Origin of the sequence: Paenibacillus sp. GCM10027628 (assembly GCF_042676385.1) — a bacterium.
Classification (GTDB): Bacteria; Bacillota; Bacilli; order Paenibacillales; family NBRC-103111; genus Paenibacillus_E.
This window is the reverse complement of the sequence record NZ_JBHTHA010000015.1, coordinates 12,680-26,457: the sequence shown is the minus strand read 5'-3', so window position 1 is coordinate 26,457 and position 13,778 is coordinate 12,680. Positions and strand designations below refer to the sequence as shown.

Genomic DNA, 13,778 nt, shown 5'->3' with positions numbered 1-13,778 from the left:
TGTGCGTATTTTTTTATGGAGCTGCATTATGCTTTCCATCAGCATCATTCCGTTTTCGTTATTACTGGCGAATCGTTTTTCCAATTATGCGTACGAGCAGACTGGGGATTTCAATCGGGAAATGATCCGCCAAACGGTGGAACGGACGGAATACATATTAATGAAACTGAAGTCATACAGCTTGAACATCTACGAGGATCAGCGCATTCAAAATTGGATCTATACGCAAACCGACAATGCGATCACCGACGCCGAGACGCTTCGGGTGTTGACGAGTTATTTGGCGAACGAGCCGTTCATCGATCGGGCCTACCTGTTCAATTCGAAGCTGGAGAAGACGATCTCGTCCCAAATCGGCCTTATCCGAATGCCGGAATTTCCGGACGAGGACATGCTGCGCCACATCCATACCGGACGTCCGGAGTTTTTGCGGTATTTCGACCACAGGATCGGCGAGAACACCTATTTGGCGCTTATCATTCCTTCGACTCCTGCCCGCAAAGACAACAACGGCTATTTGGTCGTGCTGCTGGACAAACAAAAATTGCAAAACCTGTTCATGACCGATCACGCCAAAGCCGGCAGCGGGCTGATGATTCTGGATCAAGCGGGCAAAGCGGTACTCGGCGTGCCAAACGGGCCGAGCCCGGATCTGCTTCGTGCGAAGCGGTCCGGTTCTGAAAGCGGTTCCTTCGAATTGGTCGAGAACGGCGTCAAATGGTTCGTCGATTACGCTGCGATGTCCCCCCAGGAATGGACGATGTTCTCGTTTACCGAAATGAAGCATTTCAGGCAAAAAGCGCAGTCGTTCCAATCGTCGATCGTCATGTATTCGCTGCTCCTGCTTGCGGCGCTGCTTGTGGCCGCGTTTTGGCATTCGCAGCGGTTTTTCGGCCCGTTCCGCCGAATGGCGGATCAACTGCAGCGCAAAGTCGGCCTGCATGCCAAGAACGACTACGGCGTCATCGAGCAGGGCGTCGAGCTGCTGCGCAATCATTATTCGCTCATTAAAGCGGAATATTTGCGCCAATGGGTGTTGCAGGGCAGGCTCAGCCCCAGCGCGCGGGAAGCGATCTCGCGGGAATCTGCGCTGCTCGGTTTCGGATTTATCCGGCTTGCGGTCATCAAAATCGACTCGTACAGCGCGTTTTCCGAAAAGTACGATTTCAATTCGCGCAAGCTGATGAAGTATGCGATGGGCAACATTGCGGAGGAGCTTCTTCGCAGTTCCGGCAGAGCTGTTGAAATCGTCGATTTCGGAGGGGACCATACCGTCGTCCTCGTCGGTGAAGCGAATGCGAATAGCGAATTGACAAGCGACTTGCAAACGGTCAGGAGAGAGGTCGAGAAGTGCATCGGCCTGAACGTTACGATCGCGGCAAGCGACGCCCGGCACGTCCATGCCGACCTGCGCAAAGTGTACGATGGGATCAGCGACCTCGCGATGTTCAAATTTATTAGCGGCGAGGACAAAATCTATACGGAGCAAGATTACGAACATTACTTGGAGAAGCACCGCGGGCTATTGGACGACGCGATGATCGAACAATTGATCCAATCCGCCCGGAGCGGCAAAGAGGAGAAAACGTTCTCCGTCTTGGAGGAGCTGTTCCGCCATCTGCAGACGCTGAAATATTCGGAGTGCAAATTCCAGCTCAGTCTCTTGTTTTTCGCGATCGTCAAGTCGTTTAACAAGCTGACGTCCATCCAAAGTGTCGAGGGCATTGAAAAACATTTGGAGCGATTTTCGACGTTAGGCGAGGTTAGCGATTGGACGAAAGAAGAACTTGTAAGGATCATGGGCCAGTTAACCAGCCAGAAGGGCTTCAGCCGCAAAGATAAAGTGGTAGAGGAAATGGCGGATTACGTGCATTACCATATTCACGATCCGATGCTTTCGGTCGATGACATCGCGGATCACGTTTCCTTATCCGTTAAATACGTCCGTCAGCTGTTTGATGAAGTACGAGGCATTTCATTGTCCAACTATATTTTGCATGCGCGTATCGAAAAAGTGAAGGAACTGCTCGGCAATACCGGGCTGCCGATCGCGGATATTTCCGAGCAGTCGGGCTTTCAGACAAAAAGCCACTTCTTCACGGCGTTCAAAAAAGCGACGGGCATGACGCCGAGCCAGTACAGAATCCATTTTACGAGCGAATCAAAAGCATGAGTTCCAGCCGTCTCCGCAGGGAGGCGGCCATTTGTGTGCGCAGGAACCCGCCTGGCCTGCAAAATCAGAACCTTGCGATTTCCGTTTTGAGTACCGGATTCGGACTATGAGAACTAGCCAGGCCGCCGGGCCCGGTGCTACGATGACCCTGTGAAACGCCAGCCGGGTTATAGGGCAAGATCTTACGGGAAAGGAGAGACAAACTTTGAAACAACAACGGGGATTCGGAAGGGGAGCGGCAGCCGAGATTGCGAGAAACCGATACTTGTACCTGCTTGCGCTGCCGGGCACGCTGTTTCTTATCGTGTTCGCCTACGTACCGATGTCCGCTCATCTGCTCGCGTTCAAGAACTTTCGCTTGTCCGAAGGGCTGTGGGGCAGCAAATGGGTCGGCTTCGACAACTTCAAATACTTTTTCCACGGGAACGATTGGCTTCGCGTCACTTATAATACGCTGCTGCTGAACGGACTGTTTCTGGTGTTCGGCATCGGCTGTGCGGTCATGCTGGCTGTTTTTTTGAACGAGATCGGCAGCCGGTTGTTCAAGCGGTTCGCGCAGTCGTTCATTTTTTTACCGTATTTCATTTCGTGGCTCGTCGTGAGCATGATGACTCAAACCTTGTTCGGCACAAGCGAAGGGCTGCTGAATCGCATGCTGAATGCGTTCGGCTTTGCCGGTATCGAATGGTATTTGACGCCGGGCGTATGGCCGTACATCCTGACGATGGTCTACGTATGGAAATTCGCGGGGTACACCACGATCATTTTCTTGGCGGGAATCACGGGCATTTCCCCGGACTATTACGAAAGCGCCAAAATCGAAGGAGCCAGCCGCTGGCAGATGATCGCACACATAACGCTGCCGCTCCTCCGTCCCGTCATCATGATTATGGTGCTGCTCGGCGTAGGCCGGATTTTTTACGGCGATTTCGGCATGATTTACGCGATCGTCGGAGATATCGGCGTACTGTACCCGACGACAGACGTCATCGATACGTTCGCCTATCGCGCTCTTCGGCAGCTCGGCAACTTCAGCACCTCTTCTGCCGTTATTCTGTATCAATCGGTGCTGGGCCTGATCACAGTCGTCATTTTTAATGCGATCGCCCGGAAAATCGATGCAGACTCCAGATTGTTCTAAGGTGTGGTTAAAATGCGGGAACGCTTATTTATCGTAATGATTTATTCCGTTTTGTTATTGGCTGCCATCGCATGCTTCGTTCCGTTCTGGCTCGTCTTCATCAACTCGTTCGCGGCCGAATCCAGCATCCAGACGCTTGGGTACCGCTTCATACCGCGCGGCTTCAGTCTTGGGGCGTACGAATTTCTGCTCTCGGGAAAGCAGCTGTTTCGCAGTTACGGGGTGACGCTGTTCGTGACGATTGTCGGAACGGTGTTGTCTGTTTTGATAACGGCTGCATATGCCTACGCGCTGTCCCATCCCAAGGTAAAGTTCAGGAACGCCCTCTCGTTTCTGACTTATTTTACGATGCTGTTCGGAACGGGCTTGGTCGGGTTCTACATGCTAGTAGCCAATTGGCTGGGCCTAAAGGACTCGGTATGGGCGCTTATTTTGCCGTATTTGCTGAATCCGTTCTACGCTTTTATTCTGGTTTCGCATTTTCGCACGCTGCCTTATGAGCTGAATGAAGCGGCCACGGTGGACGGCGCCAACGATCTCGTCATCTTCTTTCGCGTCATCTTTCCGATCTCGGTACCCGTTATGGTGACGGTCAGCCTGTTTTTCGCGCTGCAGTATTGGAACGATTGGTATTTGGCGCTGCTGTTCATCGATGACTACAAGCTCCACCCGCTGCAAATGATGATCCGTCAATTGATGTCGAATTTGAATGCCAAGGCCTACGTGTCCGGCAGTCAAACGGAGTATAGCGTCGTCGTGCCGACCTACGGCATGCAGCTGGCGATCGTCTGTGTGACGATCGGCCCGATTTTGTTCGTATATCCGTTCATTCAGAAATACTTCGTCAAAGGCATCATGATCGGAGCCGTAAAAGGATAGTGCTACATTAAAAATAGGGGGAATGAGCATGAAGCGTATGCTTTCATTTTGCATCGCATTCGTACTGGCGCTGTCCGCGCTCGCGGGGTGCAGCAGCACGGAGGGAACCGACGGTAAGGGCACGGCGCAGCCGGCCAATACGAATCAGGCCACAACCGACAAACTGCCGCAGGTGACGCTGAAAATGATGATCCCCGGCGATCGGCCGCCGCATATGGACCTGGTCATCGCCGAAGCGGAAAAGCGGATGAAAGATACGGTGAACGCCAAGCTCGACATTGTCTTCGTCCCTTGGGCGGATCTCGCGCAAAAAACGCAGGTAACGCTCGCATCCGGCGAAAATATCGACTTGATCTTCGACGCGCCGTGGCTGCACATCAACCAGATGATTTCGAACGGCTACTACGAGCCGCTGGACGACCTGCTGCCCAAATACGGAAAAACGATACTCGACAAACGTCCGAAGCAAATGTGGGACGCCAACAAGTACGACGGCAAAATTATGGCGATTCCTCTTGGCGTCAGCTATATGGCCGGCAACTCGTACATGATCCGCAAAGATATCCGCGAAAAGCTGGGAATCCCGCCGATCAAAACATACGACGACATGATTAAATTTGCTTATGCGGTCAAGGAGAAGGAAAAAGGGATCGTGCCGATGACAGCCGCAGGCTCGACAGGGCAGCAGCATTATTCGCTCGTTGCACACAGGTCGTTGAACGATTACCAAACGCATGTCAGGCCTACTCATGCATTAAGCAGCTCCCTGATGCTCTACTATAAAAATAACGACGGCAAGGTATTCAACCTGTTCGAAGACAAAGAACCGATTTGGACATGGCTCACCGACGTGCGCAAGCAATATGAGGATGGGTTAATCTATAAAGACATTCTTTCGGCCAAGGATTTTCAGCAGCTGTTCAAAACCGGCAAAGCGGCCGTTACGCCAAGCGGCGCGTTCGGTCTCGGCAAAGAGTTTATTAAAGCGTTGAAGGAGAACGCACCGGGCGCCGACGTGGAGAGCGTTACGTTCTTCGACAAGACCAAGGGGGCCAACTACTCCAACTTTAAGCAATGGAACTTCCTTGCCGTTCCGAAGGTCAGCAAAAACAAAGAACGGGCCCTCATGTTCCTGAATTGGGCCAACGAGAAGGATAATTACGACCTGCTCTCCTACGGCATCAAAGGCAAGCATTGGGAAGAAGTCGGCAAGGATAAAATGAAAACGCTTGATACGTCCAATTACTGGCAATTCGGCTACGTCTGGGTGTGGAATCCGGTCGACGAGCGGTCCGACGCCGAAAGCGATCCCGCACAAGAAGAATTGAATGCCGTGCTGCGCAACGCGGACAACTTCACGCCGGACATCTTAACCGGCTTCGAATTCGACAGCGCTCCCGTCCAGAACGATATCAGCCAATACAATACGATTGAAGCGAAATATTACCCGGCTATGTTTAACGGCGTGATTGACCCTGCCGAAACGATGAAAAAATTTGAAGCCGAGGCAGGCCCCGCGCTTAAGAAAATCCAAATAGAGCTGCAAAAGCAGATCGACGCTTTCTTGGCAAAGAAAAAGTGAGACGTCAAACAGACCGCCTGGTTCTATGAACGCAGGCGGTTTTTTGCTGTATATGCGCAGAAAAGGGATTATCCAGGTTTGGACTATTTAAGAGAAATAGATAATATAGAGTATAACAGCTAATCTCATAAAAATGGTGGGAACATGATTTCAATCGGGCTTGCAGGATGGGGAGACCATGATCAGTTATATACTGGAGTTAAGCCGCAAGACAAGCTAAAAGCATATAACAAGTATTTTACATTGGTTGAAGTAGATAGTTCTTATTATGCGATCCACAAAGACAGTTTATTTGATAAATGGGCTTCCGACACTTCAGAAAATTTCTCATTTATAGTGAAAGCTTATCAAGGCCTGACAGGGCACACGCGTCAGAACTATTCTGAAGTGGAATTAGAAGATATGTACCGAAATTTCAAAGAGTCTATACGGCCTGTCTTAGAGGCGGGCAAATTAAAAGCAGTCCTTTTTCAATACCCACCGTGGTTTGATTGCAATCGCGAGCATGTAGCTTTATTACGATCAGCGAAGGAACGAATGGCTGGTATACCGGTAGCTCTTGAATTCCGTCACCAAAGCTGGTTCAGTACGGAAATGCGTGAAAAGACGTTAATATTCATGCGTGAAGAAGGTTGGATTCATAGCATTTGTGACGAGCCTCAAGTTTTTCCGGGTTCGGTTCCAACCATTTTAAAACCAACGAATGACGATGTAACCATGGTTCGTTTCCATGGCCGAAATACGGGTGGATGGACTTCAAGCGGAACAAAAGATTGGCGAGAAGTACGATATCTTTATCGTTACAGCCACGAAGAGTTACTGGAGTGGAAAGAGAACCTCTTGAGATTAGAAAAAGAAACCGGTGAGGTTTGCGTGATATTCAATAATAATTCGGGCGGGGATGCTGCCTCAAACGCTTTGCAGCTTATGGATCTACTGGGTATAGAGACAAAGCAGCTTCCTCCTGAGCAAATGGATATGTTTGAGTGAATGATTCAAAGAAAAACCGTCAGGGAAAATTGCCCCGACGGTCCTTTTGCGTGTAAATACATTTGCGAATTAGGTGGAAATTAGGTAAGGCATCTGCCCACTCCAAACGGTAACGATGAAAATCATCATTATGGGCTCGATTCCATTTTCTCTTACGTCTGTAACGATGAAAAACATTGCTATTGCTTCGTTCCGGTTCACCATACTGCCTTTTTCTACTCTGTAACGATGAAAAACATCGCTATTCACCCGTTTCTATTTACTTCAACGTCTCTAACGCTGAAAACATCGTTCCAGCTTCGATCCGCGTCCCAAAGGTCGAACTCGCTTAGAAGGTGCGCCACACGTCCTCCCCTGAAGCTCCCGTCAAATATGACCCGGTGCAAGCTTAAGCCGCTTAGCCAATCCGGTCAAAAAGTATAAAAGCACGTGCATGCTGATCCGCGTCGTTCGGTCACGTGTATCCCGGTTCGGGTCCACGCAAACCATGTCCATGGCAGCGACGCGGTCCCACGCCCCGAGCACCTCCGCGCAATAAAACAAGTCGAGCGGAGCAAGGCCGCCCGGTCCGATCGCCGGCACCCCGGGCACGTCCGACTGATCGAGCACGTCGATGTCGAAAGTCGCATAGACCACATCGACATTCTGCTTCAGCTTAGCGATCGCTTCTTCCAGAATCGTCCGAATGCCGCGCTCTCTGACATTCTTCGCCGTATACAGCGTAACACTCTGTTCTTCTGCGTAAGTGCGGTACTGCTTGGAGTTGGCGAAGCTGCGCAGGCCGATCGTCACAACGTCCTCACCTCGGACAACGCCGGTTTCCATCAGGCTGCGAACGGGCGTCCCGTTCGATCTTCCCCCGGAGGCCGTGTCCCGCACATCGAGATGGGCATCGAATTGGATTAACCCGATCCGTTCTCCGCGGGCGCGTTGCAGACCGGTCAAAGCCGGATACGTGATCGAATGGTCGCCGCCGACCAAACATGGAACGACGTTCGGGAACCGTTTTGCCACTTCTTCAAACGCTTGCTCGATACGATGGTGACATTGTGGAATATCGGTCGTATGCATGACGATGTCGCCGAGGTCGCGGACGCGAAGCGGCAGCAAATCCAGATCGTCTTCGAAGTTATACGTCGTGAACGCGCTGAATAACTGCCGGAATACGGTCGGATGCATATGGGCGCCGGAAAAGCTGATCGAGCTCTTCGATAGCGGCGCTCCGATAACGGCTGCATGAAACGATTCGGTGCCGTCCCATTCGGTGATCCAATCGCTGAGCCGAGTTACGTTAGGATCGCCTTGGCCGGGTGTATAAACGAGACTAGGCCGCTGTAAATAAGGGATTTGGTTCATGAAAATTGCCTCCTATCTTAAATCGGAGCCGGTACCGGCTACGGATTATTTGCTTTGCAGCACCTGGCTCAAAAATGTTTGCGTGCGCGGATGCGACGGATTCGTAAAAATGGCCGAAGGCGCTCCTTCTTCGAGAATAACGCCGCCATCCATGACGACGACCCGATCGGCCACGTCGCGGGCGAATCCCATCTCGTGCGTCACAATGATCATCGTCATTCCTTCCTGCGCAAGGTTACGCATCACCTGAAGCACTTCTCCCACTGTTTCCGGATCGAGCGCGGATGTCGGTTCGTCGAACAGCATCACGCTCGGCTTCATCGCAAGGGCGCGGGCAATCGCGACGCGCTGCTTTTGACCGCCGGACAGACTCGCTGGACGGGTGTCCGCCTTTTCCTCCAAACCGACCTTGCGGAGCAGTTCGAGCGCCAGCTGTTTCGCTTCCTCTTTGGGCACGTCGCGTAATGAAGTTGGAGCCAGCATGATGTTCTGCAGCACCGACATGTGCGGGAACAGGTTAAACGATTGAAAAACCATGCCTACTTCCTGCCTCATCGCATTTAACTCGCTTTGCGGCATCTCCCGGGATTGTCCGCCGGCCAAAATGCGCCCGATCGCCTTTCCTTCAATGAATACGTTCCCTTGCTCGAACGTTTCCAAATAGTTGATGCAGCGCAGCAGTGTGCTTTTCCCCGAACCGGACGGTCCGAGGATAACCACGACTTCCCCGCTATTTACATGAAGATCCACTCCCCGAAGCACGCGGTTGCTGCCATACGTTTTGTGTAAGCCGTTAATTCGAATCATCGCATGTCATCTCCCATACCCATACGTTTCTCCAGCCTCATCCCGATGAGTCCGATGATGTTGTTGACCACATAATAAAGAATAGCGACAGCAACTAAAAATTCCATCGTCTTGTACGTATCGGCGATCAGGACGTTCGCCTGCCGGAAAAGCTCCACCACCGTGATCGTGGACAGCAGCGACGAGTTTTTGGTCAGCGAAATCAGTTCGTTGGTCATCGGTGCCAGCATCCGGATAACCGCTTGCGGAACGATGATCTTCCGCATCGTTTGCGCGTAGGAGAAGCCTAGCGATCGTCCGGCCTCCATCTGTCCCCGGTCGATCGATTGAATCGTGCTGCGGATGATTTGCGACGAGTAGGCGCCGCTGTACATCGCCAAAGCGATGACCCCGGACACCCATGGGACCGTATCGATGCCGAACAGGATCGGCAAGCCATAGTATAAGAGGAAAAGCTGGACGATCAGCGGCGTTCCCCGGAACCAGGAAAGATAGGCCAGGGATAAGAGCCTCGCCGGTTTGTTTTTGGCCATCTGCCCGAACGAAATGACCGTTCCGACCACGATGCTAAGCGCAAACCCCGCAAGCGTATAAGCAACCGTATACCATAACGACTGAAGAAGGAGACGAATGTTTTGCCATTCCGCCAGGACGCTAAAATCAAGATGCTGCATGGTCAACCCTCATTTCCCGTTATTCGAACCATTTTTTGACGATTTCGTTGTATTTGCCGTTCGCTTTTATTTTCGCAATCGCTTCGTTAACGGCTTTCTTGAATTCCGAATTGTCTTTGCGGATACCGTATCCGTAAAATTCTTCCGTCAGCTCTTTCGGCAGCACCTTTACCGTGCCTTTTTCTTTCGCGTACGTCTTGGCGGCAGGCCCGCCGGTTACGACTGCTTCGACTTTGCCCGTCTCGAGCTCCAGAAACATTTCAGTGTTCTTCTCGACCTTCACCAGCGGAATGTCCTTGTGGTTCTCTTCCAAGAACTTGACGGATTTGGTGCCGATCTGCACGGCTACTTTTTTGCCTTTCAAATCCTCGATGCCTTTGATGTTGTCATTGTCCTTCTTGAGCATGATCGTCAGACCGCCCGGGTAATACGTTTCGGAAAAATCGATCGTCTGCTTGCGCTCGTCGGTAATGTACATGGCGGAAGCGATCATATCGAATTTTTTGGCCTGCAAGCCAGGAATCAGTCCCTTGAATTCCGTATCGACAAATTCCACTTTATCCGCACCAAGTTCTTTGGCAACCGCTTGAATGAGCTCGATGTCAAAACCATCGTATTTATCGCCCGATTTGTATTCGAACGGCTTGAACGTCGCATCCGTGCCGACTGTCAGCGTTTTGCTCTTTGCGATTTTTTGCAGCACTTCGTCCGTGCTGGCGTTCGCAGGCGCATTTGCCGTTTTGGCCTGTTCGCTCGGTGCCGGACTCGCTTTCCCACCCCCGCAAGCGGTTGCAAGAATCGTCAGTACGCACAGGATTGCGAGAAGCATTACTTTTTTCGTTTGGTTAGCCATTGTATTTTCCCCCGTTATAATTTGATGGTTACTGCATGTCTATAAACTAGCAAGTTCCATGCCAAGCGATTTGATAGAGAAAAATACGAGTTTTTGTAAGGGTTTTCAAAAAAGTACAGTGAATAATAAAAGATTAGCTAGAAAGTCAAAGCGGCAGTTTTTGCCGCTCCGGTGGATTTTGCCGCCCTTATAACGCGAAGATTCGCGTTGCCTTTGGAGGCTCATCGTGGAATTTCCCGATTTGAGATATAATACTGACTATCATGATCGTAAGGGGATGTAGGAAAAATGCGCAGAACTGGTCATGTTACGGGCATTCCGCTTCTCTGTATAATGTTCGCCGTGCTCTCGGCGGTCCTCTGCTTCCCGTCTTTCGCTGCAGCTGGTGATGTGATGCCACCCGAGCAGCGGCAAGTGATTCGCCTCGCCGGCGATAACCGGTTTCCGCCGTTCGAATTCGAGGTCAACGGTACGTTTCAAGGTTTTAATGTCGATATGATGAACGCCCTTTCCATCGAAACCGGGATTACGTTCGAGTTTTATCCGATGCCGTGGAGCGAAGCGCTGAAGGCGCTGGAAGCAGGTCGGGTGGATGCCATCCAGGGGATGAAATACAGCAAGGAACGCGCGTCGCTGTACGCCTACTCCGAACCGTATTTTACAAGTGCGCAGGCGATTTTCGTGTTGAAGGACAATTATTCCGTGTTCTCTCTTAGCGACTTGCAGCACCGGAAAATAGCCGTTCAGGAAGGCGATATTAGCGGGGAAGCGCTGCAGCGGTTTCCCGCTGCAACCGTACTCGCCGGGGAAAATCAGGAAGAAGCAATCCAGATGCTGCTGGAGCGCAAAGTAGACGCGTTTATCGGCAATCAAATTACCGGACAGTATTTCCTGCAAACGGATGGCCAGCAGGACAAGGTGAAGCTCGTCGGCGATCCGATTTCGCCTACCGACTACGGTATGGTCGTTCTGAAACGGAACGAACGGCTGCTTGCGCCGATCGACGCCGGGCTGCGGAAAATCAAAACAAACGGTACATACACGAAAATCGAACGCAAATGGTTCGGCGAATACATTTACCCGTCGCCTCGCAATTTGCGCGGCCTAATTACTTATTTTATCATCGGTCTGGTCGTGACCACCTGCGTGTTGCTGATTATTTTATGGTGGAATCTTACGCTGAAGAAAGAACTGAAGAAGCGCGTCGACGCTTACAAAAAAACGCTGGACGAGCTTGCGCGTAAAGACAGACTGCAATCGTTAGGCCAATTAGTCGCAGGGATCGCCCACGAAATTCGCAATCCGATTACGTCCATTCTATCTTATGCCCAGCTCCTGCCGATCAAATATGAAAACAAGGAGTACCGGGAGTTTTTTGCGGAGCATGTAACCGGGGAAGTGATGCGGTTGAACCGGATTGTCGGCGAACTGCTGGACTTCGCGCGTGACAAACCGCCTGAGAAAACGATTTTCCCTATCGGCGAAACCGTCCAAGCCGTCGTGCTGCTGTTCCATCAGCTGTTTGAGAAACAACGGATCGAAGTCCGGCTTGAAGTGCCGGAGTCTTGCGCCGTATGGGCGGATGCCCAGCAAATCAAGCAGGTGCTGATCAATTTGTTCAAAAATGCGATCGATGCGATGGAAGACGGCGGACAGCTGCGGATAACGGCTATCAGCGATGGCTCCCATGTTAGGATGACGATTGAAGATACCGGCGAAGGCATCGATTCCCGGGATATGGCGAACATTTACGAACCGTTCTTTACGCGAAAAGCCGGAGGGGTCGGACTTGGACTATCGATTTGCTACCGGCTGATGGCCGAGAACAACGGGGCGATCGAAGTGGCGAGTGAGAAGGGAACCGGAACCAAGGTGACGTTGAAATTACCGGGCGAACAGGGAGAGAGCGAACATGCATAAACCGAATTTGCTTATTATTGATGACGAAATCTCGATCTGCAAATCGTTGTCTTTTATTCTGGAAGATGATTATCAAGTGTATACGTCCATCGATCCTGACGAGGCGGTCTCTTTGTTCGCGCATCTTTCGTTTGCGATCGTACTGCTGGATCTGCGAATCGGCATGCGGGACGGCATCGAAGTGCTGCGGACGGTCAAGCAACTGTCGCCCAAGACGGTCGTCATCATGATGACCGCGTTCGGCAGCATCGCTTCCGCCGTAGAGGCAATGAAGCTTGGTGCTTTCTATTACGTGCAGAAGCCGATCGATATGGAAGAGCTCAAGGTGCTATGCGGCAGAGCCCAAGAGCAGTATCACCTGCAATCGAGGGTCGAATGGCTGGACGAAGAAATCCGCAAAGCCTACGACGTGCACGGCTTGATCGGCGAAAGCGACCGGATGAAGCAGGTGTTTGCGCTTGTAGACAAAGTGAAGAACATCGATTCCGGCGTATTGATCCTGGGGGAAAGCGGGACGGGAAAAGAACTGGTCGCCCGCGCCGTCCATTTTGCAGGGGAGCGGCGGGAGCAGGTGTTTTCCACGATTAATTGCGCCGCCATTCCCGCCAATTTGATGGAGTCCGAACTGTTCGGTTATGAAAAAGGCGCGTTTACGGGCGCAAACGTACGCAAAGCGGGCATGTTCGAGACGGCCGACGGGGGCACTTTGTTTCTCGATGAGATCGGGGAGCTCGACATCGGGCTGCAAAGCAAGCTGCTGCGGGTGCTGCAGGAGAAAACGGTGACGCCGATCGGCGGGCATAAAGAGAAACGGATCAACGTCCGGATTATTGCCGCAACGAACCGGGATTTGAAGAAAGAAGTGCAGCAGGGCAAGTTCAGGGAAGATTTGTATTACCGGCTGAACGTCATCCCGATCCAGGTGCCGCCGCTGCGCGAGCGCAAGGAAGATATCCCGCTGCTGATCCGGCATTTTATGGACAAAATCGGCGGAAAAATGTCCAAACAAATAAAGAGCATCTCGCAGGAAGCCCTCAACTTGCTTCACGACTACCCGTTTCCCGGCAACGTGCGGGAGCTGCAAAACATTATCGAGCGTTCCATCGCACTCGCGGATGGCGATCATTTGACCATTCGCGATTTGCCGATGGACCTTCAGCCACAGCGCGAGCACACGTCCGACGGACGGCTCGTTCCCGTTTATGTGGGCGATACCGCCCAAGAGGCGGAGCGAAAACTCATATTGGCTACGCTTCGGGAGCTTGACGGAAACCGCCGTAAAACGGCCGAGATGCTGGATATTGGCGAACGGACGCTGCGCGACAAAATGGCGAGGTATAAAGAGGAAGGGACCCTCCTATAGCTAGGGCGAGCCCAGCCCTCGTCATCCAGCCCCAGCAATT

General features: G+C 51.8%; 11 protein-coding genes. 7 read left to right on the top strand and 4 right to left on the bottom strand.

The window, feature by feature from the left end:
* Positions 1 to 28: 28 nt before the first annotated feature.
* The 5 genes from ACFQZT_RS14880 (at position 29) to ACFQZT_RS14860 (ending at position 6,765) form a co-directional block, all read left to right on the top strand.
* Positions 29 to 2,173 (top strand): AraC family transcriptional regulator, encoded by a 2,145-nt coding sequence (locus tag ACFQZT_RS14880; RefSeq protein ID WP_379301127.1) that lies wholly within the window; start codon positions 29 to 31, stop codon positions 2,171 to 2,173.
* A 205-nt stretch (positions 2,174 to 2,378) separates the two neighbouring features.
* Entirely contained in the window at positions 2,379 to 3,314 is a 936-nt protein-coding gene (locus ACFQZT_RS14875) for an ABC transporter permease (protein WP_379301125.1), read from the top strand.
* Positions 3,315 to 3,326: 12 nt separating this feature from the next.
* Positions 3,327 to 4,193 (top strand): carbohydrate ABC transporter permease, encoded by an 867-nt coding sequence (locus ACFQZT_RS14870; RefSeq protein ID WP_379301123.1) that lies wholly within the window; start codon positions 3,327 to 3,329, stop codon positions 4,191 to 4,193.
* A gap of 28 nt (positions 4,194 to 4,221) precedes the next feature.
* Positions 4,222 to 5,775, top strand: coding sequence for an ABC transporter substrate-binding protein (locus ACFQZT_RS14865; protein ID WP_379301121.1), 1,554 nt, complete (start codon positions 4,222 to 4,224; stop codon positions 5,773 to 5,775).
* 144 nt (positions 5,776 to 5,919) lie between these two features.
* A complete protein-coding gene (locus ACFQZT_RS14860) occupies positions 5,920 to 6,765 on the top strand; it encodes a DUF72 domain-containing protein (RefSeq protein WP_379301119.1) in 846 nt (281 codons plus the stop codon).
* A 366-nt stretch (positions 6,766 to 7,131) separates the two neighbouring features.
* Here the strand turns inward: ACFQZT_RS14860 and ACFQZT_RS14855 are convergent, their stop codons facing one another.
* From ACFQZT_RS14855 to ACFQZT_RS14840, 4 genes are read right to left on the bottom strand one after another with little or no spacing between them, the layout of a single operon-like run.
* Positions 7,132 to 8,121 (bottom strand): agmatinase family protein, encoded by a 990-nt coding sequence (locus ACFQZT_RS14855; protein ID WP_379301117.1) that lies wholly within the window; start codon positions 8,119 to 8,121, stop codon positions 7,132 to 7,134.
* Between the two features lie 45 nt (positions 8,122 to 8,166).
* The gene (locus ACFQZT_RS14850) at positions 8,167 to 8,928 is read right to left on the bottom strand and encodes an amino acid ABC transporter ATP-binding protein (RefSeq protein ID WP_379301115.1); all 762 of its coding nucleotides are present in this window, start codon (positions 8,926 to 8,928) and stop codon (positions 8,167 to 8,169) included.
* Positions 8,925 to 9,602 (bottom strand): amino acid ABC transporter permease, encoded by a 678-nt coding sequence (locus ACFQZT_RS14845; protein WP_379301113.1) that lies wholly within the window; start codon positions 9,600 to 9,602, stop codon positions 8,925 to 8,927. Before ACFQZT_RS14845 ends, ACFQZT_RS14850 begins: the two co-directional genes overlap by 4 nt.
* Positions 9,603 to 9,621: 19 nt before the next feature.
* Positions 9,622 to 10,455: a transporter substrate-binding domain-containing protein gene (locus tag ACFQZT_RS14840; RefSeq protein WP_379301111.1), complete on the bottom strand. Its 834-nt coding sequence runs from the start codon at positions 10,453 to 10,455 to the stop codon at positions 9,622 to 9,624.
* 288 nt (positions 10,456 to 10,743) lie between these two features.
* Here ACFQZT_RS14840 and ACFQZT_RS14835 point away from each other — a divergent pair, with 288 nt between their 5' ends.
* Together ACFQZT_RS14835 and ACFQZT_RS14830 are read left to right on the top strand one after the other, a co-directional pair.
* Positions 10,744 to 12,375: a transporter substrate-binding domain-containing protein gene (locus ACFQZT_RS14835; protein WP_379301109.1), complete on the top strand. Its 1,632-nt coding sequence runs from the start codon at positions 10,744 to 10,746 to the stop codon at positions 12,373 to 12,375.
* A complete protein-coding gene (locus ACFQZT_RS14830) occupies positions 12,368 to 13,738 on the top strand; it encodes a sigma-54-dependent transcriptional regulator (RefSeq protein ID WP_379301107.1) in 1,371 nt (456 codons plus the stop codon). The genes ACFQZT_RS14835 and ACFQZT_RS14830 overlap by 8 nt, the downstream gene beginning before the upstream one ends.
* The last annotated feature ends 40 nt before the right edge of the window (positions 13,739 to 13,778 follow it).

Coding starts and splice junctions, on each gene's coding strand:
- ACFQZT_RS14880 (WP_379301127.1), top strand. CDS start 29: ATGCTTTCCATCAGCATCATTCCGTTTTCGTTATTACTGGCGAATCGT.
- ACFQZT_RS14870 (WP_379301123.1), top strand. CDS start 3,327: ATGCGGGAACGCTTATTTATCGTAATGATTTATTCCGTTTTGTTATTG.
- ACFQZT_RS14865 (WP_379301121.1), top strand. CDS start 4,222: ATGAAGCGTATGCTTTCATTTTGCATCGCATTCGTACTGGCGCTGTCC.
- ACFQZT_RS14860 (WP_379301119.1), top strand. CDS start 5,920: ATGATTTCAATCGGGCTTGCAGGATGGGGAGACCATGATCAGTTATAT.
- ACFQZT_RS14855 (WP_379301117.1), bottom strand. CDS start 8,121: ATGAACCAAATCCCTTATTTACAGCGGCCTAGTCTCGTTTATACACCC.
- ACFQZT_RS14850 (WP_379301115.1), bottom strand. CDS start 8,928: ATGATTCGAATTAACGGCTTACACAAAACGTATGGCAGCAACCGCGTG.
- ACFQZT_RS14845 (WP_379301113.1), bottom strand. CDS start 9,602: ATGCAGCATCTTGATTTTAGCGTCCTGGCGGAATGGCAAAACATTCGT.
- ACFQZT_RS14840 (WP_379301111.1), bottom strand. CDS start 10,455: ATGGCTAACCAAACGAAAAAAGTAATGCTTCTCGCAATCCTGTGCGTA.
- ACFQZT_RS14835 (WP_379301109.1), top strand. CDS start 10,744: ATGCGCAGAACTGGTCATGTTACGGGCATTCCGCTTCTCTGTATAATG.
- ACFQZT_RS14830 (WP_379301107.1), top strand. CDS start 12,368: ATGCATAAACCGAATTTGCTTATTATTGATGACGAAATCTCGATCTGC.